Origin of the sequence: Caulobacter sp. (genome assembly GCF_035254145.1) — a bacterium.
Lineage (GTDB): Bacteria > Pseudomonadota > Alphaproteobacteria > Caulobacterales > Caulobacteraceae > Caulobacter.
Map to the genome: position 1 here is coordinate 1 of NZ_DATFAV010000211.1, position 24763 is coordinate 24763.

28 protein-coding genes and 2 pseudogenes are annotated in these 24763 nt (G+C 68.4%); 19 read left to right on the forward strand and 11 right to left on the reverse strand.

The annotated features are described in order from the left end of the window. Positions 1-138 (forward strand): annotated as a pseudogene (locus VJ655_RS12855) (aromatic ring-hydroxylating dioxygenase subunit alpha); the annotation flags it as partial. A gap of 242 nt (positions 139-380) precedes the next feature. Here the strand turns inward: VJ655_RS12855 and VJ655_RS12860 are convergent. Together VJ655_RS12860 and VJ655_RS12865 are read right to left on the reverse strand one after the other, a co-directional pair. Beyond that, positions 381-950, reverse strand: a complete 570-nt coding sequence (locus tag VJ655_RS12860; RefSeq protein ID WP_324111651.1) for an SH3 domain-containing protein — start codon at positions 948-950, stop codon at positions 381-383. Between the two features lie 171 nt (positions 951-1121). Beyond that, positions 1122-1748 carry a glutathione S-transferase gene (locus tag VJ655_RS12865; RefSeq protein WP_324111653.1) on the reverse strand — a complete coding sequence of 209 codons (627 nt, stop codon included), beginning with the start codon at positions 1746-1748 and terminating at the stop codon, positions 1122-1124. A gap of 123 nt (positions 1749-1871) precedes the next feature. Here VJ655_RS12865 and VJ655_RS12870 point away from each other — a divergent pair, with 123 nt between their 5' ends. Together VJ655_RS12870 and VJ655_RS12875 are read left to right on the forward strand one after the other, a co-directional pair. Further along, positions 1872-3566, forward strand: a complete 1695-nt coding sequence (locus tag VJ655_RS12870) for an acyl-CoA dehydrogenase family protein (protein ID WP_324111655.1) — start codon at positions 1872-1874, stop codon at positions 3564-3566. Between the two features lie 183 nt (positions 3567-3749). Then, positions 3750-5363, forward strand: coding sequence for a serine hydrolase (locus tag VJ655_RS12875; protein ID WP_324111657.1), 1614 nt, complete (start codon positions 3750-3752; stop codon positions 5361-5363). Between the two features lie 6 nt (positions 5364-5369). Here VJ655_RS12875 and VJ655_RS12880 read toward each other — a convergent pair whose 3' ends face one another. The 3 genes from VJ655_RS12880 to VJ655_RS12890 form a co-directional block, all read right to left on the reverse strand. Beyond that, complete coding sequence (locus VJ655_RS12880; RefSeq protein WP_324111659.1) at positions 5370-5978, reverse strand: TetR/AcrR family transcriptional regulator; 609 nt, start codon at positions 5976-5978, stop codon at positions 5370-5372. 75 nt (positions 5979-6053) lie between these two features. Continuing rightward, the gene (locus VJ655_RS12885; RefSeq protein WP_324111661.1) at positions 6054-6701 is read right to left on the reverse strand and encodes a TetR/AcrR family transcriptional regulator; all 648 of its coding nucleotides are present in this window, start codon (positions 6699-6701) and stop codon (positions 6054-6056) included. Next, entirely contained in the window at positions 6698-6928 is a 231-nt protein-coding gene (locus tag VJ655_RS12890) for a hypothetical protein (RefSeq protein ID WP_324111663.1), read from the reverse strand. Before VJ655_RS12890 ends, VJ655_RS12885 begins: the two co-directional genes overlap by 4 nt. A 330-nt stretch (positions 6929-7258) precedes the next feature. Here VJ655_RS12890 and VJ655_RS12895 point away from each other — a divergent pair, with 330 nt between their 5' ends. Together VJ655_RS12895 and VJ655_RS12900 are read left to right on the forward strand one after the other, a co-directional pair. After that, the gene (locus tag VJ655_RS12895; RefSeq protein WP_082769664.1) at positions 7259-7462 is read left to right on the forward strand and encodes a twin transmembrane helix small protein; all 204 of its coding nucleotides are present in this window, start codon (positions 7259-7261) and stop codon (positions 7460-7462) included. Positions 7463-7509: 47 nt separating this feature from the next. After that, positions 7510-8088, forward strand: coding sequence for a cob(I)yrinic acid a,c-diamide adenosyltransferase (locus tag VJ655_RS12900; RefSeq protein ID WP_324111666.1), 579 nt, complete (start codon positions 7510-7512; stop codon positions 8086-8088). A 4-nt stretch (positions 8089-8092) separates the two neighbouring features. On the opposite strand, the gene VJ655_RS12905 is transcribed toward VJ655_RS12900, so the two are convergent. Next, a complete protein-coding gene (locus VJ655_RS12905) occupies positions 8093-8368 on the reverse strand; it encodes a hypothetical protein (RefSeq protein WP_324111669.1) in 276 nt (91 codons plus the stop codon). Between the two features lie 207 nt (positions 8369-8575). On the opposite strand from VJ655_RS12905, the gene VJ655_RS12910 reads away from it, so the two are divergent. Together VJ655_RS12910 and VJ655_RS12915 are read left to right on the forward strand one after the other, a co-directional pair. After that, positions 8576-9322: an electron transfer flavoprotein subunit beta/FixA family protein gene (locus VJ655_RS12910; protein WP_324111671.1), complete on the forward strand. Its 747-nt coding sequence runs from the start codon at positions 8576-8578 to the stop codon at positions 9320-9322. Then, positions 9322-10263 carry an electron transfer flavoprotein subunit alpha/FixB family protein gene (locus VJ655_RS12915; RefSeq protein WP_324111673.1) on the forward strand — a complete coding sequence of 314 codons (942 nt, stop codon included), beginning with the start codon at positions 9322-9324 and terminating at the stop codon, positions 10261-10263. Before VJ655_RS12910 ends, VJ655_RS12915 begins: the two co-directional genes overlap by 1 nt. Before the next feature lie 89 nt (positions 10264-10352). Here the strand turns inward: VJ655_RS12915 and VJ655_RS12920 are convergent, their stop codons facing one another. Beyond that, positions 10353-10475 carry a hypothetical protein gene (locus VJ655_RS12920; protein WP_324111675.1) on the reverse strand — a complete coding sequence of 41 codons (123 nt, stop codon included), beginning with the start codon at positions 10473-10475 and terminating at the stop codon, positions 10353-10355. A gap of 135 nt (positions 10476-10610) precedes the next feature. Here VJ655_RS12920 and VJ655_RS12925 point away from each other — a divergent pair, with 135 nt between their 5' ends. After that, positions 10611-11492 (forward strand): LysR substrate-binding domain-containing protein, encoded by an 882-nt coding sequence (locus VJ655_RS12925; protein WP_324111677.1) that lies wholly within the window; start codon positions 10611-10613, stop codon positions 11490-11492. Between the two features lie 23 nt (positions 11493-11515). On the opposite strand, the gene VJ655_RS12930 is transcribed toward VJ655_RS12925, so the two are convergent. Then, on the reverse strand, positions 11516-11656 hold the full coding sequence (locus tag VJ655_RS12930; RefSeq protein WP_324111678.1) for a hypothetical protein: 141 nt from the start codon (positions 11654-11656) through the stop codon (positions 11516-11518). Between the two features lie 265 nt (positions 11657-11921). On the opposite strand from VJ655_RS12930, the gene VJ655_RS12935 reads away from it, so the two are divergent. From VJ655_RS12935 to VJ655_RS12945, 3 genes are all read left to right on the forward strand, one after another. Continuing rightward, positions 11922-13007, forward strand: coding sequence for a lysine-2,3-aminomutase-like protein (locus VJ655_RS12935; protein ID WP_324111680.1), 1086 nt, complete (start codon positions 11922-11924; stop codon positions 13005-13007). 135 nt (positions 13008-13142) lie between these two features. Continuing rightward, positions 13143-14021: a 3-hydroxybutyryl-CoA dehydrogenase gene (locus tag VJ655_RS12940; RefSeq protein ID WP_324111682.1), complete on the forward strand. Its 879-nt coding sequence runs from the start codon at positions 13143-13145 to the stop codon at positions 14019-14021. Positions 14022-14310: 289 nt separating this feature from the next. Further along, positions 14311-15336 (forward strand): helix-turn-helix domain-containing protein, encoded by a 1026-nt coding sequence (locus VJ655_RS12945; protein ID WP_324111684.1) that lies wholly within the window; start codon positions 14311-14313, stop codon positions 15334-15336. A 25-nt stretch (positions 15337-15361) separates the two neighbouring features. On the opposite strand, the gene feoB is transcribed toward VJ655_RS12945, so the two are convergent. Together feoB and VJ655_RS12955 are read right to left on the reverse strand one after the other, a co-directional pair. Further along, a complete protein-coding gene (feoB, locus tag VJ655_RS12950) occupies positions 15362-17278 on the reverse strand; it encodes a ferrous iron transport protein B (RefSeq protein WP_324111686.1) in 1917 nt (638 codons plus the stop codon). A gap of 4 nt (positions 17279-17282) precedes the next feature. Beyond that, complete coding sequence (locus VJ655_RS12955; RefSeq protein ID WP_324111688.1) at positions 17283-17648, reverse strand: FeoA family protein; 366 nt, start codon at positions 17646-17648, stop codon at positions 17283-17285. A gap of 204 nt (positions 17649-17852) precedes the next feature. Here VJ655_RS12955 and VJ655_RS12960 point away from each other — a divergent pair, with 204 nt between their 5' ends. The 3 genes and pseudogenes from VJ655_RS12960 to VJ655_RS12970 all read left to right on the forward strand — a co-directional run bounded on the left by VJ655_RS12960 (position 17853) and on the right by VJ655_RS12970 (position 20220). Beyond that, complete coding sequence (locus VJ655_RS12960; RefSeq protein WP_324111690.1) at positions 17853-19118, forward strand: EAL domain-containing protein; 1266 nt, start codon at positions 17853-17855, stop codon at positions 19116-19118. Positions 19119-19294: 176 nt separating this feature from the next. Beyond that, positions 19295-19507: pseudogene (locus VJ655_RS12965) on the forward strand (Ada metal-binding domain-containing protein); the annotation flags it as partial. Between the two features lie 11 nt (positions 19508-19518). After that, on the forward strand, positions 19519-20220 hold the full coding sequence (locus tag VJ655_RS12970) for a 2OG-Fe(II) oxygenase (RefSeq protein WP_324111692.1): 702 nt from the start codon (positions 19519-19521) through the stop codon (positions 20218-20220). Between the two features lie 167 nt (positions 20221-20387). On the opposite strand, the gene VJ655_RS12975 is transcribed toward VJ655_RS12970, so the two are convergent. After that, on the reverse strand, positions 20388-20954 hold the full coding sequence (locus tag VJ655_RS12975) for an NnrU family protein (protein WP_324111694.1): 567 nt from the start codon (positions 20952-20954) through the stop codon (positions 20388-20390). 149 nt (positions 20955-21103) lie between these two features. On the opposite strand from VJ655_RS12975, the gene VJ655_RS12980 reads away from it, so the two are divergent. The 5 genes from VJ655_RS12980 to VJ655_RS13000 form a co-directional block, all read left to right on the forward strand. Further along, on the forward strand, positions 21104-21964 hold the full coding sequence (locus tag VJ655_RS12980) for a TIGR01459 family HAD-type hydrolase (RefSeq protein ID WP_324111702.1): 861 nt from the start codon (positions 21104-21106) through the stop codon (positions 21962-21964). Between the two features lie 59 nt (positions 21965-22023). Next, complete coding sequence (locus VJ655_RS12985) at positions 22024-22446, forward strand: MaoC family dehydratase (protein ID WP_324111696.1); 423 nt, start codon at positions 22024-22026, stop codon at positions 22444-22446. Continuing rightward, positions 22446-23420, forward strand: coding sequence for a bifunctional riboflavin kinase/FAD synthetase (locus tag VJ655_RS12990; RefSeq protein ID WP_324111698.1), 975 nt, complete (start codon positions 22446-22448; stop codon positions 23418-23420). Before VJ655_RS12985 ends, VJ655_RS12990 begins: the two co-directional genes overlap by 1 nt. A 185-nt stretch (positions 23421-23605) precedes the next feature. Then, the gene (locus tag VJ655_RS12995) at positions 23606-23650 is read left to right on the forward strand and encodes a hypothetical protein (protein ID WP_181242883.1); all 45 of its coding nucleotides are present in this window, start codon (positions 23606-23608) and stop codon (positions 23648-23650) included. A 78-nt stretch (positions 23651-23728) separates the two neighbouring features. Further along, positions 23729-24763 (forward strand): class I tRNA ligase family protein (locus tag VJ655_RS13000; protein WP_324111700.1); only part of this gene is annotated, 1035 nt, incomplete at its 3' end.

The following is a 24763-nucleotide window of genomic DNA, read 5'->3' on the forward strand; positions in this document are numbered from 1 at the left end:
CCGCTGATGTGGGTAGGCGACGCCGACCAGCAGGCCCGCTGGTACCACCAGTGCAAGCGCGAATGGGCCGCCAGCCGACGGGAGGGGCGAGCGTTCGTGAACCCGGTGAGGGAACAGACGCTGCGCTGGCGGACGTGAGGGAGCCCTCTCCCCTTGCCGGAGAGGGTGGCCCACGAAGCGGGTCGGGTGAGGGGTCGCGTCCGCTATTGGATAAGCCTTTCAACCCTTCATCCGGCGCTTCGCGCCACCTTCTCCCGCAAGGGGAGAAGGGACGGGAGACGCCCCACGAAAAAGCCCGCCCGGTCTCGTGGACCGGACGGGCTCTCTTCAAAGGCGCGGCCAGAGGGACGGAGCGGACGCGCCCCGAAAAGCTCTAGCGCTTAAGCGCGGTAGACGTAGGCGCTGGAGACGTAGCCGACGCCGACGCCATCCTGGCCGACCAGGATCCACTTGCCGTCGCCGGTGCGGCCCAGGGCCTGGAAGGTCGCGCCCGACTCCAGGGCGCCCAGGCGCTCGCCACGGGTCGAGGCGGCGGCGCGGACGTTCAGGGTCGAGCGGGCGACGTACTTGCGGTTGACCTTGACCAGCGGCGCGGCCTCGACGGTCTGGGCGTAGCGATAGCCGCCCGACTTGTAGACCCCGCCGACCTCCTTGGCCGCGTCGCTCTTCTGCATCTTGCAGCCGACGTACGAGCCCGCGCCCGCGCCGACCACCGCGCCCAGGGCCGTGCCCGTGCCGCGGTCGTTCTTGGCCAGGTTCGAGCCGGCGACGGCGCCCAGCAGGCCGCCCAGCACCGCGCCGACCTCCTGCTTGGAGCCGGAGGCCTTGCAGCCCACGACGCCGCCCAGCTTCTGATCCATGGCGTAGGTGGCGGGAGCGGCGGCCATGGTCAGCGCCGTGGCGGCCGCGCCCAGGGTCAGGGTGATGGTCTTGGTCTTGATGCCGAACATGAGAGAACTCCTTCGTCCCTTGGAATGTGTCCGGGGTCAGCAACCCCGTGAGACAGACCATGACAGGGCGAAGCTGAACGGTTGCGAGGACCGCGCTGACAGAGTTCGTTCATGTTGGAAAAAAGTTTGGGGGACCTCTCCCGAGCTCCTCTCTCTCAGAGAGGGATTCCCTCAAGCCCCCAGCGCGTAGGGCCCACTCTTGGCCAGCGCCGTCTTCCACGCGGGGCGCGCGTGCATGCGCTCGATCCAGGCGGCCATGTTGGGATAGTCGGCCAACCGGCCCATGGCCTTGGCGACCTCGGGCACGAAGCTCATCTGGATGTCGGCGCCGGTCAGGCTGTCGCCAACGAAGAAGTCCCGCCCCGCCAGGCTCTGGTCGACGAACGACAGATGGTTGGCGATTTCGGACTGGATGCGCGGATGCAGCGGCGCGCCGGCCTCGCCCAGCCGGCCGACATACATGTTGAGCATCAGCGGCAACATGGCCGAGCCCTCGGCGTAGTGCAGCCATTGCTGGTGGCGGTCGTAGTCCGCGCTGGCGGGATCGGGCGCCAGGCGGCCGCCGCCGTGGCGGCGGATCACATAGTCGATGATCGCCCCGGACTCGATGATGGTCATCTTCCCGTCGACGATCACCGGCGACTTGCCCAGCGGATGAATGGCCGTCAGCGACGGCGGCGCCAGGCGGGTCTTGGGGTCGCGGGTGTGAAAGACGATCTCGTAGGGCAGGCCCAGCTCCTCCAGGAGCCAGAGGATCCGCTGCGAGCGCGACTCGTTCAGATGGTGGACCGTGAGCACGTTTCTTCCCCTAATTTGTGTTTTATGCTGCATTGCGGCATTGCTCGCAGGTGCGAAAAGCGCCAGAGTGAAAGAAAACAACTGTTTGGCCAGGAACACCTGTTTGGCCAAGGGGAGCAAGCCATGACCGACGCGGTCGCTCGGGACGCCACCGAAACCCTGATCCTTCCGGGCCTGACCGGCCTGCTGCGCGAGGCCGCCAACGCCGCCGGCCTGTTCGTGGCCGAGGCCAAGCCCGCCGTGCTGGCTCACATCGCCCCTAATGGGGGCAAGGTCGACCGCAAACTGGCGGACGTCCACCAGCACCGCGTCCATGGCTATGGCTGGTACGCGGCCTATGCCGAGCTCCTGAACCAGGTCGCCGGCTGGGCCGAGCGACTGGAGTCCGAGGGCAAGTTCGGCGAGATCGAGGCCCTGCTGGCCCAGCTGCTGTTCTCCGAATATTGCGCCCAGCTGGTCGGCGGCGTGCCGATGAACCAGGGCGAGATCGTCCGCCCGGCCCATCTGGTCGAGGACCGCGCCGTCCTGAACCGCCTCCACTCCAACGGCCTGATGAAGCTGATGGTCGAGGGCGGGACGCAGGCCGTGAAGAGCCGGATCGCCCAGCGCCTGGCCGAGGCCCGCGGCCGCCCGACCCTGGAGCACACCGGTCTCGACGAGACCTTCGAGATGATCCGCGACCAGTTCCACGCCTTCGCCGAGGAAAAGGTCACGCCCTTCGCCCACGAATGGCACCTGAAGGACCAGCTGATCCCGATCGAACTGGTCGAGGAACTGGGCGAGCTGGGCGTCTTCGGCCTGACCATCCCCGAGGAATACGGCGGCAGCGGCATGGGCAAGACCGCCATGTGCGTGGTCTCCGAGGAGCTGTCGCGCGCCTGGATCGGCGTCGGCTCGCTGGCCACCCGCTCGGAGATCGCCGGCGAGCTGATCCTGACCGGCGGTACGGAGGAGCAGAAGCAGTACTGGCTGCCCAAGATCGCCAGCGCCGAGATCCTGCCGACCGCCGTCTTCACCGAGCCCAACACCGGCTCGGACCTTGGCTCCCTGCGCACCCGCGCCGAGCTGAAGGGCGACCAGTACGTGGTGACGGGGAACAAGACCTGGATCACCCACGCCGCCCGCGCCGACGTCATGACCCTGCTGGTCCGCACCGATCCGGCCACCACCGACTATCGCGGCCTCTCGATGCTGCTGGCCCCCAAGCCGCGCGGCGTGGAGGGCAACGACTTCCCCGCCGAGGGCATGAGCGGCGGCGAGATCGGGGTGATCGGCTATCGCGGCATGAAGGAGTACGAGCTGGGCTTCGACGGCTTCACAGTGCCGGCGCGGAACCTCCTGGGCGGCGTCCCGGGCCAGGGCTTCAAGCAGCTGATGGCCACCTTCGAGAGCGCCCGCATCCAGACCGCCGCCCGCGCCGTCGGCGTGGCCCAGGCGGCGCTGGAGGTGGGCCTCGGCTACGCCCTGGACCGCAAGCAGTTCGGCCAGGCGATCTTCGAATTCCCCCGCGTGGCCAACAAGCTGGCCATGATGGCGGCCGAGATCATGGGCGTGCGCCAGCTGACCTATTTCGCCGCCGCTCAGAAGGACGAAGGTAAGCGCTGCGACCTCGAGGCCGGCATGGCCAAGCTGATCGCCGCCCGCGTCGCCTGGGCCTGCGCCGACAACGCCCTGCAGATCCACGGCGGCAACGGCTTCGCGATGGAATACGCCGCCAGCCGTCTGCTGGCCGATGCGCGGATCCTCAACATCTTCGAGGGCGCCGGCGAGATCCAGGCCCAGGTGATCGCGAGAAGGCTGCTGGACGGCGGGAACTAATCCCTCTCCCCACGGGAGGGAGCGAGGGAGGGTGAGGGATAAGGCGGCTAGCGGCCTGTCCCCTCACCTCCCATTGCCACGCAATGGGTCCCTCCTCTCCCACGGGAGAGGATTTAGGTCGGCGACCCTTGTCCGCCGCCGGAGCATCAGCTTAGCCTTTCGTCCTCACCCGAAGGACGCGCCATGCTGACCACCACCCGTCGCTCCGCCCTCGTCTCGGCCCTGGCGACAACGGGCCTGGCGGCGTTCGGGAGCCGGGCCTTCGCCCAGGAGACCGGTGCGGTCGGCGCGGCCGTCGATGCGTTCGCCCAAGAGGTCATGGCCGCCTTCCCCGACCAGCCGGGCCTCGGCGTCACCGTGGTCGAGAACGGCAAGGTCACCCTGGCCAAGGGCTACGGCCTCAAGACCCTGGGAACCCAGGACCGCTGCGACGAGAACACCGTCTTCGGCATCGCTTCCAACACCAAGGCCATGACCGCGGCCCTGATCGGCATGCTGGTCGAGGAGGGGCGTCTGGCCTGGGACGATCCGGTCACCAAGCACCTGCCTAAATTCCAGATGAGCGATCCGGTCGTCACCAAGCTGATGACCGTCCGCGACCTTCTGGTCCATCGCAGCGGCCTGACCCTGGGGGCCGGCGACCTGATGATCTGGCCAGCGCCCACCCACACCCGGGCCGACATCGTGGCGGGCCTGAAATACCTGCCGATCGGCGGACAGTTCCGGGGCGGCTATGCCTATGACAACGTCCTCTATGTCGTCGCCGGGACGGTGATCGAGGCGGTGACCGGCCAGACCTGGGAGCAGGTGATCAAGGCCCGGATCTTCGAGCCGCTGGGCATGACCGGCACCGTCTCCAGCCCCGCCCTGGTCGACCGCGCCCGCCGCGCCTCGCCGCACGCCCGACTGGGGCCGCCGTTGCGCGGTATGGGTCCGCAGACGGTCTTGCCGTTCGACGGCAGCTTCGACGCGGCCGGCCCCGCCGGCGGGGTCAACTCCACGCCCAAGGACATCGCCCGCTGGATGCTCGTGCAACTGGGCCTGGGCATGCTGCCCAACGGCAAGCGCCTGTGGAGCGAGCCCACCGCCCGCGAGATGTGGAAACCACAGACCATCACCAGCTCCTCGGAAGGTCCGACCGACGAGAACCCCGTCCGCCCCTCGATCCAGGCCTATGCGCTGGGCTGGTACGTCCAGGATCACCGGGGCGAGCGGCTGCTGTGGCACACCGGCGGCCTGGCCGGCTTCATCTCGTATACGGGCCTGCTGCCGGGCCGGAAGTCGGGGATCATGGTGATGACCAACGCCGAGGAGACGCCGGTGCTGCGCGCGCTGCGCTATGGCGGCCCCGACCGGCTGCAGGGCCGCGCGGACTACGACTGGATCGCCTCCAGCAAGCGCGTCCAGGCCGAGACCGAGGCCCAGGCCCTGAAGGACGCCGCCAAGACGGCGCCCTCGGCCGCCACCGGCGCCGCCAAGCCCAGCCTGCCGCTCGAGGCCTATGCGGGCGTCTATCGGGATCCCTGGTACGGCACGGTGACGATCACGCTGGTCGGCAAAGGCCGCCGGAAGGGCCTGACCGTCTCGTTCGACAAGACCCCGGCCCTGCGCGGCAAGCTCGAGCCGTTCGACGGCGAGACCTTCAAGACGGTGTTCGACGACCGCACCCAGGAGGACGCCTTCTTCACCTTCGACCTGCAGGACGGACGCGCGGTCTCGGCCCTGGTCAAGGCCGTCTCGCCCCTGGCCGACTTCAGCTACGACTACCAGGATCTGCGTCTGACGCGAGTGTCCTGAGCCGCGCTACCGCGGCTTCCATCCCTCGGCGATCACGGCGATCTGCTTGTCCATCACCGCCGACATCTGGGCAGCCGGCAGGTTTCCGCCGGCCGCGGCCGCCATCCGGTAGTTCCAGGCGTAGGCGGCCTTCAGGGTGTCGACGATCAGCGGCAGGTCCAGATCCCCGCGCACCTCGCCCCGGCGCACCCCGTCCTCGAGGACGTCCAGCAGCATCTGGGTCAGGCGCGGATTGCGCCCGTAGGGCGTGACGCCCGGATCGTTGCTGGGATTGTACGAGGCCGCGACGTGGGCCAGGAACAGCTTCACCCGCCGCGTCTCGAACTCGTAGTGAATGGCGAAGATCGAGCACAGCCGGTCGGCCGTGCTGCCCCGCAGGAACGGGACCACCCGGTCGAACTCGGCGTAGAGCTCGCCCAGACGATGGGTCATGACATGGCTCAGGACCTCCGCCTTGGAGGCGAAGGTCGTGAACACGCTACCGACAGACACGCCCGCCTGCTCCGCGATGGCGCGGATGGTGGTCTCGTCGTAGCCAACCTCGTTGAACAGGTCGCGCGCCGCTTCGAGAACCTTCTCTCGCGTCGCCGCCTTCTGATCGTCTCTTACGCCCACGCACGTCCCCCTCGAACACGCCAGCGTTATTGTTACGTCGAAGACGCCCCGTTCCCCCGAACGGAGCGTCGTTCGTCAGGCGCGAGCGCCCGCGAAGATGATCTTCAGTTGATCCGAAAGCCGCGCCAGCAGAGCGTCCACCGACCAGCCGTCGTAAACCGCGCGGCGATAGTTGGCGACATACACGTCCCAGACGATTTCAGCCAAGAGCTTAGCGTCGATGTCGGTCTTCAGCTGCCGTTGGTCGACGCCGCGCTGCAGCGCTTCGGCGATCAGGCGGAAGATGTGCTTGAGGTCGGTGCGGGCGCGGCGTTCGGCGGCTTCCGACCGGGTCCAGGACACGGCGATGCTGGCGCGCAGCAGCGGCAGCTGCTCGACGTGGAAGCTGTAGGCGACGCCGAACAGGCCCAGCAGCGCCTCGTCGACCGTCTTGGCGGTGCGGGCGGCCTGGGTCATCTGGGCGTAGATGACTTCGTAGTCGGCGGTGAGGATTTCCTCGAACAGCTCCGACTTGTCGGCGAAGCTGGCGAACACCGCGCCGGTCGACATGCCGGCGGCCTGGGCGATGTCACGGATGGTCGCGCCCTCGTAGCCGCGCTCGCTGAACAGGCGGCGGGCGGCGGCCAGGACGCGCTCTCGCGTGCGTTGCTTGGCGAGCGCCCGGCGGGTCAGCTTCACCGGGGTTTCCGAACCCTGGTCGATATTGACGGACACGAAGCTCATGCGGCGGCCTCCAGACGGGCGAGAGCGGCTTCCGCCCGCTTCTCGAACTCGATGCAATATTCGTCGACGACGTTCTGCAAAACGTCGGCGTAGCGGCGGGCCAGCTGGCGGCCGTCCTGCGCGGCGTCGCGCAGGTCGGTGATCAGTTGGCGAACTTCGGCCAGGGCCTCTTCGCGATCGTTCGCGGAAGGCGCGACGGCATTCGCAGAGCAAGCGCTCTGGGCCATGCGGTTATCTCCTACCCCCGCTGGGGTGAGTGAAAGGCGTTGAACGATCCGCGGTGGGGGAGTTGATCATGTTCAACGAACGCGCACTGAAAAATAGGAAGAGCGGGCCTTACCGCCAGGGGAACGCCATTGCAATCGCGAAATTCCACGGAATTTCCGCAATCGAAGGCCGGAAACTAAGGCCAACGCCTATATGTGACCGGTCACATAAGGAAAATGCGACAAAAGCGCTCACCGAACAGGTTCGACGAATTAGCTCAGCGGACGGCGTTTTTCTCAGCTTGACCGACGCTATGGCGCGTCGGCCCGCGACCTCTTATTCTGGGCCGCATGTCCCACCTGTTCGACTTTCTCGTCCCGGCCGCCCTGCTGGCGGTCCTGATCGCTCTGGGCGCCGGCCTCTACGCCCTGTTTCGCGGGGGCGACTTTGGTCGTTCCTATTCGAACAAGCTGATGCGGCTGCGCGTCCTCCTGCAGTTCATCGCCATCATCGTCCTGGTCGCCGCCGCTTTTTGGTGGCGCAAGGGCGCGTGAGGCGCTGACCTAACTAACGCCATTCGAGTAACGAGGGTCCGCGACCGATGGTCACGTTGAACCGCATCTATACGCGCACCGGCGACGGCGGCTCGACCCGCCTGGCGACCGGCGCGCCCGTCAGCAAGGCTTCCCAGCGCGTCGAGGCCTATGGCGGGGTCGACGAGACCAACGCCGCGGTCGGCCAGGCGCGACAGCATACCGCGGCCGATCCGGTCCTCGACGCCATGCTGGAGCGGATCCAGAACGACCTCTTCGACCTGGGCGCGGACCTGGCCACGCCCGAGCAGCACGGCAAGCCCGAATGGGAGCCTCTGCGCGTTCTCGACAGCCAGGTCGAGCGGCTGGAGCGCGAGATCGACCTGCTGAACGGCGAACTTTCGCCCCTGACCTCGTTCGTGCTGCCCGCCGGCTCGCCCGCGGCGGCCGCCCTGCACGTGGCGCGCACGGTCTGCCGGCGCGCCGAGCGGGCCTGCGTGGCCCTGGCCGGGATCGAGGGCGAGATCGTCGGGGCGCCGGCGATCAAATACCTGAACCGCCTCTCGGACCTGCTGTTCGTCGCCGCCCGCTGGAGCAACGACAAGGGCAAGGGCGACGTGCTGTGGAAGCCGGGCGCGACGCGGTAGGGGCTTACTTCTTCGCGGGCGCCGGAGCGGCGGTCGCGGGGGCTTCCGGCTTCAGCCGCGCCTCGCCGTTGATCGGGGGCACATTGAGCGGGCGGCGGGTCAGGGTCTCGATCGAATAGACCGTGCCGCACTTCAGCCAACGGCCGGCCCAGGCGCCGCCGCGCGCCTCGCAGCGCTCCTTGGGCCACACCCACAGGCCATGATAGGCCAGGACGCCAGCGCTGCTGAGCAGGAACAGGCCCAGGAAGATGTACTTCAGGCGCGTGAAGGTCTTGTTCATGCGCGGCCCCTTAGCGCCTTTCCACCCTTAAGGGAATTGGTCGGGGCGATGCGGCGCGACCACAAGGGCCGAGAAATCGTACAACCGTTTAAACTGGATCGCCTCGAACGCATTACGCTAACGCAAAGGGAAACTTGCATTGCGGCGCACAAGCGCTAAGTCGAGTGCCAAGCAGGAGAAACACAAGCCTGGAGGCGGTGGAAACCGATGAAGGTCCTAGTCCCGGTCAAACGGGTGATCGATTATAATGTGAAGGCCCGCGTGAAGGCGGACCAGACGGGCGTCGACCTGGCGAACGTCAAGATGTCGATGAACCCCTTCTGTGAGATCGCGGTCGAAGAAGCCGTGCGTCTCAAGGAGAAGGGCGTGGCGACCGAGGTCGTCATCGTCAGCATCGGTCCGGCGCAAGCCCAGGAGACGATCCGCACGGCGCTGGCCATGGGCGGCGATCGTGGCGTCCTGATCACCACCGACGCCGATCCCGAGCCGCTGGCCGTGGCCAAGCTGCTGGCGGCCGTCGTGGCTGAAGAAAACCCGAACCTGGTCCTGATGGGCAAGCAGGCGATCGACGGCGACAACAACGCCGTAGGCCAGATGCTGTCGGCCCTGCTGGGCTGGCCGCAGGCGACCTACGCCTCGGCGGTGGAAGTCTCGGGCTCGACCGCCAAGGTCACCCGCGAAGTCGACGGCGGCCTACAGGTCCTGGACGTCGATCTGCCGGCGATCATCACCGCCGACCTTCGCCTGAACGAGCCGCGCTATGCGTCTCTGCCCAACATCATGAAGGCCAAGAAGAAGGAGATCGTCAGCAAGACGGTCGCCGACTACGGCGTCGACATCGCGCCGCGCCTGAAGGTGGTCAAGGTCACCGAGCCGGCCAAGCGTTCGGCCGGCATCAAGGTCGAGACCGCCGCTGACCTGGTCTCCAAGCTCAATACCGCGGGGGTGCTGTAATGGCTGTTCTCGTCGTCGCCGATAACGACAACGCGCACCTGCGCGACGCCACCCACAAGACCGTCACCGCCGCCCTGAAGATCTCGGGCGATGTCGACGTTCTGGTCCTGGGCAAGGGCGCCAAGGCCGTGGCCGACGCCGCCGGCAAGATCGCCGGCGTCCGCAAGGTGCTGCTGGCCGAGTCCGACGCTCTGGGTCATGGGATCGCCGAAGCCCAGGCCGACGCGGTTCTGGCCCTGGCCGGCAATTACGACGCGATCCTGGTTCCGGCCACCTCGGGCGGCAAGAACTTCGCCCCGCGCGTCGCCGCCAAGCTGGACGTCGCCCCGATCTCGGACATCATCGAGGTCGTCTCGGCCGACACCTTCACGCGCCCGATCTACGCCGGCAACGCGCTGGAGACCGTCCAGTCGTCGGACGCCAAGAAGGTGATCACCGTCCGTCCGACCGCTTTCGCGGCGGCCGCCGAAGGCGGTTCGGCCTCGGTGGAAACCGTGGGCGGCGCCGACGCCGGCAAGACCCGCTTCGTCAGCGAAGAGATGGTCAAGTCCGACCGTCCGGAACTGGCCGCGGCCAAGATCGTCGTCTCGGGCGGTCGCGCCATGGGTTCGGCCGAGGAGTTCCAGCGCGTGATCGAGCCGCTGGCCGACAAGCTGGGCGCCGCCGTCGGCGCCAGCCGCGCGGCCGTCGACGCCGGCTACGCCCCGAACGACTATCAGGTCGGTCAAACGGGCAAGGTCGTGGCGCCGCAGCTCTACGTCGCCATCGGCATCTCGGGCGCCATCCAGCACCTGGCCGGCATGAAGGACTCCAAGGTGATCGTCGCGATCAACAAGGACGCCGACGCGCCGATCTTCCAGGTGGCCGACTACGGCCTGGTCGCCGACTACAAGACCGCCGTGCCGGAACTGATGGACGCCCTGGCGGCGGCCGGCAAGTAAGCCCTTCCCTCTCCCCCTTGCGGGAGAAGGAAAATCCATGCGGAAGGCCCGGAGGCGACTCCGGGCCTTTTCTGCGTGGCGAGCCTAGCCTATCGCACGGTGACGATCGGCTTGGCCCAGACGGCGTTCGGGTCGGACAGCGACGGCGATTTGCTCGCGGCGCCGGAAGCCAGGGCGAGCACCAGCGCGCCCGCGATCAGCAGGGTCTTCATGGTTCTATCCTCGATGGATCTTGGGGGTGGGGGTCAGCGGCGCCGCGACCCTGAATATGCCGTCCGCGGAGAGACTTTGCGAACGATGCTATATGTGAGAGGTTGTGAGCCTGGCTAACAACCTTGTCCTGCACGATGCGTCTTCCACCCTTCTCGTCCCTGGTCGCCCTGGAGGCCGCCGCGCGCCACAGGAGCTATAGCCGCGCCGCCGACGAGCTGTTTGTCACCCACGGCGCGGTCAGTCAGCAGGTCCGCAAGCTGGAGGAAGAGCTGGGAGTCCAGCTGTTCGCCCGGCGCGGCAATCAGATGGAGCCGACACCCACGGGCTCGGCGCTGGCCGTTCGCATCGGCGAGGCCATGATGACGCTGCGCCAGGGCGTCGACAGCGCTCGCCGGGCCGCCAGCGGACCGATCGTGATTTCGGCCGGTCCGGCCTTCGCCACCAGCTGGTTGTCGCCTCGGCTGGCGCGGCTTTCGGCCGAGACGGGCGAGTTGGATTTGACCATCCGGGTCGAGGACCGCGTCTCGGATCTCGCCACCGATGGCGTCGACGTGGCTCTGCGCTACGGGGTGGGCCCTTGGGCGGGCATGGAGTCGGTCCGGCTGATGGATGAGCGCATCTTCCCGGTCTGCAGCCCCGCGCTACTGGCCCGCTATCCGATCGAAAAGCCCGAGGATCTGGTCTCGGCCCCGCTGCTGCGCCACACCGACCTGCCGTGGGCGGTGTGGTTTCGCGCGATGGGGATCGAGCCGCCGCCGTTGCGGCCGGCGCTGGGCTTCGACGGTTCGGCCATGATGCTGGACGCCGCGGCCCAGGGCCTGGGCTTCGCCCTGGCGCGGGGCGGCTACGCCAAGCGCGACCTGGACGAAGGGCGCCTGTTGCGCCCGCTGCCGGGATCGGTCGACGTCGAAACCGGACACAACTTCGTCTGGCGCGCCGAGAACCCCAAGCTGCCGCGCATTCTGAAGCTGCGCGACTGGTTCCTGAGGGAGACCGAGGGCGAGCGGGCCGATTAGCTCACACGCCTCCGGGATCAGCCTTAGCCGATCTGTTCGATGATATGATCGCGCAGTTGGGCGCGGGTGACGCCAGGCCAGGCATAGTCCTTGGCGGCCGGCGCGGTCGTGCGGGGGGTCTTCTGGGCGAGCGGCGCATAGGGAGCGCGGGTCTCGCGGGTCATAGTCGTTTTCATAAAGTTCCAGTCAGGACCGGCGGAATCGCCGGCCACGTCGTTCTAAAGTTCGGGAAATATCCGACGAGCGCCGTGACGGCGCGAGGTCGGTGATAGCGCTGGTCCCGGCCACATCGAGCTGGAAACCATAGGGCGCTGGTTACCATATGGGGATGCGATCGTCCTTTTCAACCGCCGCGACCCAAACGCGCAGGCGTCGCGGCGTCCGGCCCATTTGCCACCGTCCGGAAAATCCCCCATATCCCCGCCCCTCATGGCTCCCGTCATCCCTCCCGCCATCCCAGACAAGGGCAAGACCCTCCGCGACGCCCAAACCCTTCGCGGTATCGAGGCCCTGGCGCAAGCCGGGCTGGTCGCGCCCGAGCGCCTGCCGGCGCTGGAGGCCGTGGCCGCGCGGTATGCGGTGGCGATCACTCCGGCGGTGGCCGGGCTGATCGACCCGGCCGACCCGCGCGATCCCATCGCCCGCCAGTTCGTCCCCTCGCCGGAGGAGCTGGTCGCCTCGCCCGGCGAGGACGCCGACCCGATCGGCGACGTTATCCACAGCCCTGTGGATGGAATCGTCCATCGCTATCCCGACCGGGTGCTGCTGAAGCCCACCCACACCTGCGCGGTCTATTGCCGCTTCTGCTTCCGGCGCGAGGTGGTGGGACCGGAGGGGTTGTCGAACCTGACGCCCGCCCAGCTGGACGCGGCCTTCGCCTATATCGCCGGGCGGCCGGAAATCTGGGAGGTAATCGTCACCGGCGGCGATCCCCTCGTGCTCTCGCCCCGGCGCCTGGCCGAGCTGATCGACCGGCTGGAAGCGATCGACCACGTGAAGGTGGTGCGCTTCCACACTCGCGTCCCCGCCGTGGATCCGGCGGCCGTGACCGACGCGCTGGTGGCCGCCCTCAAGCGCTCGACCAAGGCCGTCTATGTCGCCCTGCACGCCAACCACGCCCGCGAGCTGACCCCGGCGGCCAGGGCCGCCTGCGCGCGGCTGGTCGACGCCGGGATTCCGATGGTCAGCCAGACCGTGCTGCTGAAGGGGGTCAACGATGACCCCGAGACCCTGGCGGCGCTGATGCGGGCCTTCGTCGAGGCGCGGATCAAGCCCTACTACCTGCATCATGGCGATCTCGCCCCCGGCACCGCCCATCTGCGCACCACCCTGGCCGAGGGGCAGGCGGTCATGCGCGCGCTGCGCGGCGCGCTCTCGGGCCTGGCCCAGCCAACCTATGTGCTCGACATCCCCGGCGGCCACGGCAAGGCGCCCGTCGGACCGAACTATCTGGAGGACGGCGCGGTGGAAGACCCGAACGGCCTGCGGCACGCCTATCCGCCGGCCAGCGCCTGAGACGAAAGGCCGCCCTTCGGTTGCGTCGCAGCAAAGCCTTGGCGACGGCGTGGATTATCGTGCTAGAAAAGCCGGCACATTCGAAAGGCGTGGGCGCGACGGCCCGCCGCGATATCGAGCGAAGGCTTGGCGTTCATGAGTGAAATCAAGACGGTCGGCGTGATCGGCGCTGGCCAGATGGGGGCGGGTATCGCGCATGTCGCCGCCCTGGCCGGTTACGGGGTACGGCTCCACGACATCTCGCGCGAGCGGATCGACGCGGGTCTGGCCATGATCGAGAAGAACATGGCCCGCCAGGTCGGCCGCGGAATCATCGACGACGCGGCGATGAAGGCGGCCCTGGAGCGCATCGTTCCGGCCGACGGCCTGGAGGCGGTGGGCGCCACCGACCTGGCGATCGAGGCGGCCACCGAGAACGAAGAGATCAAGAAGTCGATCTTCCGCAGCCTGCAGCCGCACCTGAAGGAAGGCACGCTGCTGGCCTCGAACACCTCGTCGATCTCGATCACGCGCCTGGCCTCGGCGACCGACCGTCCCGAGCGTTTCATCGGCCTGCACTTCATGAACCCGGTGCCGCTGATGAAGCTCGTAGAGATCATCCGCGGCATCGCCACCGACGTGCCGACCTACGAGACGGCCGTGGCCTTCGCCAAGTCGCTGGGCAAGATCACCAGCAACGCCGAGGACTTCCCCGCCTTCATCGTCAACCGCGTGCTGGTGCCGATGATCAACGAGGCGATCTACACCCTGTACGAAGGGGTCGGCACGGTCGACGCCATCGATACGGCGATGAAGCTGGGCGCCAACCACCCGATGGGCCCGCTGGAGCTGGGCGACTTCATCGGCCTGGACACCGTGCTGAGCATCATGAACGTGCTGCACGAAGGGCTGGCCGACAGCAAGTATCGCCCCTGCCCGCTGCTGGTGAAATATGTCGAGGCCGGCTGGCTGGGCAAGAAGACCGGCCGCGGCTTCTACGACTATCGCGGCGAGCACCCGGTTCCCACCCGATAGGCCGCCCAGCGGGTTCGGCCAGGCCAAGAGGGGCAGAACAGTCTCGCGAATCCGAGACTGTTCCGCCCCCCCGATGCCGGTGGGATGGGGCCCTGCCGGCTAGGTCGTCTCGTCCTGGCGGGGGCGTCGACGACCATCTCCGCGGCGCGCCTAATCACCCACCGGCGCGCCCCGAAAGAGCCTCCTTCTCGCGCGCCGAGGCCCCGTTGTCATTGACCGGCGATCCACGTTCTCTTGCCTTGCCGTCCGACGCCCAGGCGCGTCGTCGACGCCGTTCGGCGGGCTCGACATGAGCGCCGCGCCGCGCCGGGATCTCTGGGAGCTGGACGCCCGCGACCGCGCGGACGCGGCCGAGGAATATCGCAGGGCCTGCGCCCACCTCTTCGACATCACCCTGCTGTCGCCCGAGGCCGCGTTCCACAACCGCATGGAAGGCTACAATCTCACCGGCGTGGTGCTGGCCCACTGCACCGGTGTGCCCCAGCGCTTCGAACGCAAGCTGTCCCACATCGCGGCCGACGCCTCCGACACGGTCATGGCGGTGCTCGAACTGCGCTCTAGCGGCTGGCGGGGCGACTATGACGGCCGCGCGGCGAGCGACGAGATGGGCTCGATCCGCCTGATCGACATGGCCCGCCCGTTCGACATGTCCACGGGCGACTATGAGACCCTGCACCTGATCCTGTCGCGCGCGGCGCTGGAGCCCCAGGCCACCAACCTTGATTTCCATGGCCACGTGGTCAGCGAGGACAGCCCCAGCGGCCGCCTGCTGGGATCGCACCTTCGCGCGACCTGGGCCGGGGTCTCGACCATGTCGGCCACCGACCTCGCGCTGGCCGGCAAGGCCGTTGCGGTCCTGGTCAGCGCCGTGATCCTGGCGCACGCCGCCCCGACCGGGGACGACGTCCGCCCCGTCGAGAAGATGCTGCTGACCCTGGCGCAGCAGTTCGTGATCCACAACCTTTCGGATCCGGACCTGTCGCCGGAGGCGGTGCGTGGCCATCTCGGCGTCTCGCGCAGCCTGCTCTACAAGGTGTTCGAACCGATCGGCGGGGTCAGCGCCTTCATTCAGGCCCGGCGGCTGGACATGGCGTTCGACGCGATCCTCGGGGACCACGGCGAACAGCACACCCTGGCCGAGATCGGCTATCGCATGGGCTTTCGATCCGACGCGCATTTCAGCCGCGCCTTCCGGGCCCGGTTCGGCATGACGCCGGGCCGCCTGCGGCGCTTCGGCGAACGCGCCCGCCAGGAGGGACTGTCGGCGATCGAACGGCCGGATGACGCGTTCGCGTGGCTGCGAGGGTTGTTGTGAGGGCGCGGAAGACGCCTCGCCGTCCCTACCCCGCGCCCAGCGCCACGGCCACGTGATAGGTCACGAACGAGGCCAGGTAGGCCAGGCTGACCATGTAGGCGAACATCACCGACGGCCATAGCCAGCCGTTGGTCTCGCGCTTGACCACGCCCAGGGTCGCCGCGCACTGCGGCGCGAAGACGTACCAGCTCAGGAACGACAGGGCCGTGGCCAGCGACCACTTGGTGGCCAGAACCCCGCCCAAGGTCGAGGCGGCCGCGTCGGCGTCGCCGCCCACGGCGTAAACGGTGCCCAGGGCCGCCACGGCCACTTCGCGCGCCGCGAAGCCGGGGATCAGGGCCACGGTCATCTGCCAGTTGAAGCCGATCGGCGCCATCAGCGGGGCGATGAAATGGCCGATGCGGCCGGCGAAGCTGTAGTCGATCGCCGGGCCCGTCGCTCCCTCGGGCGGATAGGGGAAGGTCGACAGCACCCACACCAGGACCATCAGCGGCAGGATGATGCGGCCGGCGCGGCTCATGAAGATCCGCACGCGCGTCCACAGATTGGTCAGGACGTTGCGCGGCTCGGGCCAGCGATAGGTCGGCAGCTCCATCATGAAGGGCTCGACCGCGCCGCGCCAGAACACGCGCCGGATCACGAAGGACACGGCCAGGGCGCTGACGATGCCGCCGGCATAGAGGCCGAACATGACGAGGCCCTGCAGCGACAGCACGCCCCAGACGGTCTGCTTGGGAATGAAGGCGCCGATGATCAGGGTGTAGACCGGGATCCGCGCCGAACAGGTCATCAGCGGCGCGACCAGGATGGTGGTGAGCCGGTCCTCGCGATTGTCGATCACCCGCGTGGCCATGATGCCGGGGATGGCGCAGGCGAAGCTGGACAGCAGCGGGATGAAGGCCCGGCCGTGCAGCCCGGCGCCGCCCATGATCTTGTCCATCAGGAAGGCCGCCCGGGCCATGTAGCCGCTGTCTTCCAGCATCAGGATGAAGAAGAACAGGATCAGGATCTGCGGCAGGAACACCAGCACGCTGCCGACGCCGGCGATCAGGCCGTCGGCGATGAAGCTGGTCAGCAGGCCGTGCGGCAGGTGGGCGCCGATCCAGCCGGCGATCCCCGCGAACGCCGCGTCGATGCCGTCCATCAGTGGCGTGGCCCAGGTGAACACCGCCTGGAACATCACGAACAACAGGGTCAGCAGGATGACGAGACCGGCCACCGGATGCAGCAGCACGGCGTCGATCTTGCCGGTCACGGTGTCGGGCCGCTCGGGCGGCTTCACGCAGGCCTTGAAGATGCGCTGGGCCTCGGCGTGGGCCAGGCGGATCTCGCCCGCCGTCGGCTCGCGCCAGACGTTCTCGGTCTGCGGCGGACGCGTGGCGACGATCGCCTCGACCTGCTCCAAGAGGTCGGCCAGGCCGCGCTTGCGGGTCGCCACCGTGGCGACGATCGGCGCGCCGATCTCCTGCGACAGGCGGGGAAGGTCGATGCGCAGGCCCTGGCGCTGGGCGATGTCGAACATGTTGAGCGCCAGCACGAACGGCCGGCCGACCTGCTTGAGCTCGAGCACCAGGCGCAGGACCAGCCGCAGGTTGGTGGCGTCGGCCACGCAGATCAGGACTTCTGGCGCGACCTCGCCGGCCAACCTGCCCAGCACCGCGTCGCGGGTCACCACCTCGTCGGGGCTGCGGGCGCGCAGGGAGTAGGTGCCGGGCAGGTCCAGCACGCGCATCTGGCGGCCGCTGGCCGTGGTCAGCACGCCTTCCTTCCGCTCGACGGTGACGCCGGCGTAGTTGGCGACCTTCTGGCGGCTGCCGGTGAGGGCGTTGAACAGCGCCGTCTTGCCGGAATTGGGATTGCCGACCAGGGCGACCCGGGCGGGCTCGAGCGGGATGGGCTTGCGGAGCGTATCGGTGGCGGCGGCGCCGGTGTCGGGGGTCAAGGGATCAGCGTCCGTGGAACTTCACGCTGACGGCGCCGGCTTCACGCCGGCGCCCTTCAAACAAGACAGAGACCGCGCCGGCTTCACGCCGGCGTAGCGCGACGCGGGTGTCATCCACGCGCACGGCGATCGGGTCGCGCCCGAACAGCCCCTCGTGCAGAACTTCGACGGTCGCGCCCTCGACGAAGCCCATCTCCAGGAGCCGGCGCTCCAGCTCTTCGGCGGCCACGGCCTCGGCCGCCCCGGAGACGCCGGTGACCTTGACGATCACGCCACGGTCGCCCCGCCCGGCCGCGGCCAGGGGGCGAATCCCGGCCGGATCGGCGTCGGCGGGCTCGAATTTGGAGGACAGAACGAACGCTTCGGACATAACGGCTCCGATAAGATTGCGAACGATTATCAGTCGAGCGCGCGAATGTCGATTCAGCGATACTACTGAGGTGAGGTATGCTGCGATTTAAGGGCTGGCAGGCCCGGGGGCCATTGGGACCGTTTGGCGCAGGGTCGTTAATCTGTTCGACTCTTGGCGTCCGGATCGGTCTGATGATCCCTATCGATTCGTTTGGGCGAAATGATGCGTAGGCTGATGCTGGCGCTCCTCACGGGCGCCTATCTTTGTCTGGCTTTGATCGTCTCCCTCTTCCTCTGGAGGATGGGCGCGACACCGGCCGTGGGCGTTTCGGCGTTCATCGGCACGCTGGGCCTGTGCTTCGCCTTCCACGGCCTGCTGGCCCAGACCTTCCTGGGCGCCTCGCTGCGCCTGGACATCGACACCGTGCGCGAGGCCCACGCGATCCTGCTGGACCAGATCGAGAAGGTCGACGGCCGCGTCACCGACCTGATGGAGTCCGTCGCCGTCGACGCCCAGCGCCGCTCCGAAGCCCTGTCGAACGAGGTCAGCCATCTGGAGGACCTGGTCCATCAGATGAGCGATCGCCTGGAGCGCCAGCATAGCCATGCGGCGCCGGTCGCGGCGCGGGCGCCCCTTCGTGAGCGCGCCCCGCAAGCCGATCACATGCTGCAGATGGTGCAGGAGGCCCTGGCCGAGAACCGCGTCGATCTCTACCTGCAGCCCATCGTCAGCCTTCCCCAGCGCCGCACCGTCTTCTACGAAAGCTTCTCGCGGCTGCGCGATGAGAGCGGCCGGGTGATGATGCCGGCCGAATATCTGGCCGTGGCCGAGCCCGAGGGGCTGGTGGCCAATATCGACAACCTGCTGCTGTTCCGCTGCGTGCAGATCGTCCGGCGCCTGGCCAAGCAGGACCGCAAGGTCGGCATCTTCTGCAACATCTCGCTGGCCAGCCTGGGCGACGAGGCCTTCTTCCCGCAGTTCCTGGAGTTCATGCAGGGCAACAAGGACCTGGCCGGCGCGCTGATCTTCGAACTGGGTCAGGACGCCTTCGAGCGCCGCGGCCCGGTCGAGGCCCGCCACATGGCCCGCCTGGCCAGCCTGGGCTTCAGCTTCAGCCTGGACAAGGTCGTCGACCTGGACGTCGACTTCCAGGATCTGGCCCGCGCCGACGTGAAGTATCTGAAGGTCGCCGCCCAGATGATGCTGAACGAGCTGGAAGAGCAGGACGGCAAGCTGGTCATCGCCTCGCTGCCCGACCTGAACGCCGCCGACTTCGCCGCCCTGACTCGCCGCTACGGCATCGAGGTCATCGCCGAGAAGGTCGAGGCCGAGAAGCAGGTGGCCGAGATCCTCGATCTCGATATCGGTTATGGCCAGGGCAACCTGTTCGGCGAACCGCGCGCCATCCGCGACGCCGTGCTGGCCGAGGCCGAGCCGCCGCAGGACTTCATGCGCGGGGCCCCGCGCCGCCGCGCGGTGGGCTGGTAGGCAATTCAAGCTGTCATCCCGGCCGCGGCGAAGCGGAGAGCCGGGACCACTCCAAACGCAGCGCTTCCGGCGGTAGCCTCTTCGAGGCTTCCAGGATGACATGCGCATTGATGCGCAAGCATCGGAATGACCCTCCCCCGCCGCTGGCGCATGATCCCTCGGAAGAGGAGACACCCATGCCCTACGCCACCGAAGACGCCCGCTGGGCCGCCTGGGAGGCGCGAGATCGCGCCGCCGACGGGGCCTTCTTTGTCGCCGTGCGCACAACCGGCGTCTATTGCGTCGCCAGTTGCGCCGGCCGGCCGCTGCGCAAGAACGTCGTCTTCCACGACACGCGGGAGGCCGCCCGCGCCGCCGGCTTCCGCGCCTGCCTGCGCTGCAAGCCCGACCGCGAGGTCGCGTGAGCCCAAGTTCCACAGGCCTCGACTGGATCCGCATCGCCGACGAACTGGACGCGCGGGGCTGGGCCCTGACCGGTCCGCTCCTGAAGCCGCAGACCTGCGCCGCGGTCGCCGAGCTCTATCCGCAGGACGCCGGGTTTCGCAGCCGGGTGGTGATGGCGCGCCACGGTTTCGGACGCGGCGAGTACAAGTACTTCAGCTACCCCCTGCCGGAGATCGTGCAGCGCCTGCGGCAGGGCCTCTACGGCCCGCTGGCGCAGGTCGCCAACCGCTGGGCCGAGCGCCTGGGCCAGGACCACCGTTTTCCGGACACCCTGGACGACATGCTGGCCCGCTGCCACGCGGCCGGTCAGCTCCGGCCCACGCCCCTGCTGCTGACCTATGGCCCTGGCGACTACAACTGCCTGCACCAGGACCTCTATGGCGAGCAGGTCTTTCCCTTGCAGGCGGCGTTCCTGCTGGATGAGCCGGGCCGCGACTTCGACGGCGGCGAGTTCGTGATCGTCGAGCAGCGCCCCCGCCAGCAGTCCGCGCCGCAGGTCGTGCCGCTGCGGCAGGGCGAGGGCGTGATCTTCGCGGTGCGCGAACGCCCGGCCGAGGGAACGCGGGGCGTCCACCGGCGCGTGCTGCGCCACGGCGTCAGCGAGGTGCGGTCGGGACGACGACGGACGTTGGGCGTGATCTTTCACGATGCGACGTGAGGCGAATGTTCCTTCCCCGCGATGCGGGGGAGGTGGCCAGCGGGCCGGAGGGGGCAACTCGGCTTCCACCGCGCTCGCCCCTCAGTCGCGGAGTTTATCCTCGGGCCGACCTTCGGTCGGTCCCGGGGGCGACAGCTCCCCCGCATCGCGGGGGAGCATCTACCCCTTCACCCCATCGGCGACACGCCGAACAGCATGCGGTGCAGGGAGAACACGAACAGCGCATAGAGCACCGTCCCGGCCACCACCGCGATCAGGTCGGCGATGGGCTTGGTCACGACCGGCGCAGGATCGTTGCGCCTCAAGGCCGAGATCAGGTCGAGGATCGCCCAGGCCAAGAAGGCGCCGAACAGGGTCACCGACGCCTGGTCGCCATTGGCCAGCAGGTGGCCGGCCGACCAGAAGATCACGCCCAACAGCATCGGATGGCGCACGGTCGCCTTGATCCGGCCCACCGGACCGTTCGAGCCGGCCAGCAGGATGAAGGCGACCCAGACGAGGCCCATGGCGGCGTGACGCCCCCAGGCGGGCGGATCGTAGAGCGCCGGGGCGGTCGGACGGGCCAGGATCCAGCCCCAGATGATCACCCCGAAGCCGACCGCGGAGGCCAGCGAATAAAGCGCCTTCCAGCGCTTCTCATTGGCGGCGATCTGGGCGTTTCGGAACGGCGCGGCCAGGATCCGCGCCGAGTGGACGCCCAGGAAGATCACCAGCCCCAGGATCAGAATTGTCATCGGCCCCTCCCGTGTTCGTGCCGGAGGATAGTCACGGAACGCGGGTCGGTGGAAGCTCCGCCGCGCGCCCCTTGAATCTCGCGCGATCGGTGACAGCTAAGGTCGCCGGCGACATTGACGCCCCGCCCTTCGACAGTTACCGCCCCAGCATGATGGACTTCCCCGCCGGCCTTTCCGCCCTTTCCGACCGCTACGACGTGGTGCTCTGCGACGTCTGGGGCGTGATCCACAACGGGGTCGAAAGCTTCCCGGAAGCTTGCGCGGCTCTGACCCGGTGGGGAGAGGCCAAGGGCCCGGTGGTGCTGATCTCCAATTCGCCCCGCCCCTCGGCCGACGTGGTGGCGCAACTGGACGGCCTTGGCGTGCCCCGCTCGGCCTGGAGCGGCTTCGTCACCTCGGGCGACGCGACCCGGGCCCTGCTCGCGCCCCATGCCGGGACCAAGGTCTGGAAGGTCGGGCCCGAGCGCGACGCGCCGCTGTGGGCCGGGTTCGACCTTACCCTGGCCGGTCCCGAGGACGCCGACTTCATCCTGTCCTCCGGCCTCTATGACGACGAGAACGAGGTCCCCGAGGACTATCGCGACCGACTGAAGGTCGCCGCCGACCGGGGCCTGCTGTTCATCTGCGCCAATCCCGATCGCGTGGTGCAGCGCGGCGACAAGCTGATCTTCTGCGCCGGCGCCCTGGCCGACCTCTACGAGAGCCTGGGCGGCAAGGTGGTCATGGCCGGCAAGCCCTATGGCGCGATCTACGACCTGGCCCTGGCCGAGGCCGCGCGCCTGCTGGGACGCCCCGTCGACCGCGACCGCGTCCTCTGCGTCGGCGACGGCGTCATCACCGACGTCAAGGGCGCCCACGACCAGAAGCTGGCCTGCCTGTTCATCGCCAAGGGCATCCACGGCGAGAAGGCGATCGGCCCCGACGGCCGGCTGAATCCGGAAGCGGTGCAGGCCCTGCTGGAGGCCGAACAGGTCGGCGCGACCCACGCCGTTGGCGATCTGGTCTGGTGAACTGAGCTTGAGCGGTTAGACTGTGTGCAACGCACAATAAAAACCGCAGGGGACGCGTCATGAAGGGTTTGTATCTCGAAGATCTCAGCGTCGGCCAATCGGCCGAGCTGGTCCGCACCGTCGGCGAGGCCGATATCGAAGCGTTCGCCGCCGTGACCGGCGACAACAATCCGGTGCACCTGGACGCCGACTACGCGGCCAAGACCAGCTTCGGCGAGCGCATCGCCCACGGCATGCTGTCGGCCGGCTACATCTCGGCGGTGCTGGGCACCACCCTACCCGGCCCGGGCGCGATCTACCTGTCCCAGACCCTGCGCTTCAAGCGTCCGGTCAAGATCGGTGACGAGGTCACCGCCCGCGCCACCGTCACCGAAATCGACGAGGCCAAGGCCCGTGTCACCTTCGCCACCGTCTGCCTCGTCGGCGGAAAACCGGTGGTCGAGGGCGAGGCCGTGGTCATGGTTCCCCGCAAGGTCGCCTGATGCCCCTGAAGACCGTTCACGCCTGGAAGGATCTGGCTCCGGAAGAGCGCGGCGCGTCCGTGGCGCTGGGCAATTTCGACGGCGTGCATCGGGGGCACCAGCAGGTGATCGCTCAGGCGGCCAAGGCCGCCTTGGCGAAGGGGAGCGCGCCAGGCGGCAAGACGCCGCTGGGCGTGGTCACCTTCGACCCGCATCCGCGCCGCCTGTTCCGTCCGACCGAGCCGGCCTTCAAGCTGATGACCCACGGCCAGCAGGCCCGGGCCCTGGGCGGTCTGGGCGTGGACCTGCTGTACCTGCTGCCGTTCGACTTCGAGATGGCCAGTTTCGGCGACCGCGAGTTCGTCGAGAAGGTGCTGGTCGAGGGGCTGGGCGTGCGCCACGTGGCCGTTGGCTTCGACATCTCGTTCGGCCGCGGCCGCAGCGGCAGCGCCGAGTTGATGAAGGTCTACGGCGCCGAGTACGGCTTCACCGTCTCGGTGGCCGAGCCGGTGGCCGATGTCTCCGAAGAGGGGCGCGAAGGCGAGAAGTTCTCGTCCACCGGCGTCCGCGACGCCCTGCGCGACGGTCGTCCCGACCAGGCCGCCCACATCCTGGGCCGGCCTTTCGCGATCGAGGGCGTGGTGCGGCGCGGCCAGCAGCTGGGCCGCCAGCTGGGCTTCCCCACCGCCAATGTCGAGGTCGAGGACTATGTGGTCCCCAAGCTCGGCGTCTACGCCACCCGCACCCGCCTGCCCGACGGCCGCGAGGTGCCGGGCGTGGCCAACCTGGGCAACAACCCGACGACCGGCATGGTCGAGACGCGGCTGGAGACCTGGCTGTTCGACTTCGACGAGGATCTCTACGGCCAGATCATCGAGACCGATCTCGTGGCCTTCCTGCGCCCCGAGCTGAAGTTCGACAGCCTGGAGCTGATGATCGAGCAGATCCGGCGGGATGAGCAGGCGGCGCGAGCGATCGTCGCGCCTGGATTTTAGGCCGCGTCAAATCCTCCCCCTCGCGGGGGAGGTGTCGGCTCGAAGAGACGACGGAGGGGGAAGAGGCAAGCTCACCAGCACTTCCCCCTCCGGTCCTTCGGACCACCTCCCCCGCTGGGGGGAGGATTGGGCCACGCCAGCCGAAGCCTTTGCGCCCAGGGCCGCCCTCTGCTATCCCGCTGGCCATGAGTTCCGTTCGGAAGATTTCGCGAATTATCCGCCCGGCGTGACGCCGCCGGACGATCCTCCAGCGCGCGCCGGGTTTTTCCCGCCCTCTTCCGACACCTTTCAAGCCGGACACCCATTCCATGGCCGACGACGCCACGACCGCCCGCGACTATCGCGAAACCGTCTTCCTGCCCGACACCCCGTTCCCCATGCGCGGGGGCCTGCCCAAGAAGGAGCCCGAGATCCTGGAGGGCTGGGCGGCGCTCTCGCCCAAGGGCCTTTACGGCGCGGTGCGCGCCAAGCGCCAGGCCGACGGCGCGCCGCTGTTCGTGCTGCACGACGGCCCGCCCTACGCCAACGGCGCCATCCACATCGGCCACGCCCTTAACAAGACGCTGAAGGACTTCGTGGTCCGCTCGCGCTTCGCCCTCGGCTACGACGTCGACTACGTGCCCGGCTGGGACTGCCACGGCCTGCCGATCGAGTGGAAGATCGAGGAGCAGTTCCGCGCCAAGGGCCGCCGCAAGGACGAGGTCCCGGCCGAGGAATTCCGCCGCGAATGCCGCGCCTACGCCGCCGGCTGGATCGAGGCCCAGAAGACCGAGTTCCAGCGCCTGGGCGTGCTGGGCGACTGGTGGAACCGCTACGCCACCATGGACTTCACCTCGGAAGCCACGATCGTGGCCGAGTTCCACAAGTTCCTGTCCACCGGCCAGCTCTATCGCGGCTCCAAGCCCGTGATGTGGAGCCCGGTCGAGCGCACGGCCCTGGCCGACGCCGAGATCGAGTACCACGACCACGTCAGCCCCACGATCTGGGTGAAGTTCCCGGTCGTCGAGGGCTCGGACGCCGCCGTCGGCGCCAAGCTGGTGATCTGGACGACCACGCCCTGGACCATCCCGGCCAACCGCGCGGTCTCGTACAATCCCGACATCCCCTACGCCGTGTTCGAGGTGAAGGCGCTTGAAGAGGGCCTCGAGTTCGAGCCCTGGGCCAAGCCGGGCGATCGCCTGATCGTCGCCGAGAAGCTGGCGCAGGACGTCTTCAAGGCCGCCAAGGTCGCCGCCTTCGAGAAAGTCGAAACCGTCGACTGCGAGGGCATGGTGCTGGCCCATCCGCTGGCCGATCTCGACAGCCACTACGGCTTCGCCGTGCCGATGCTGGCGGGTGACCAC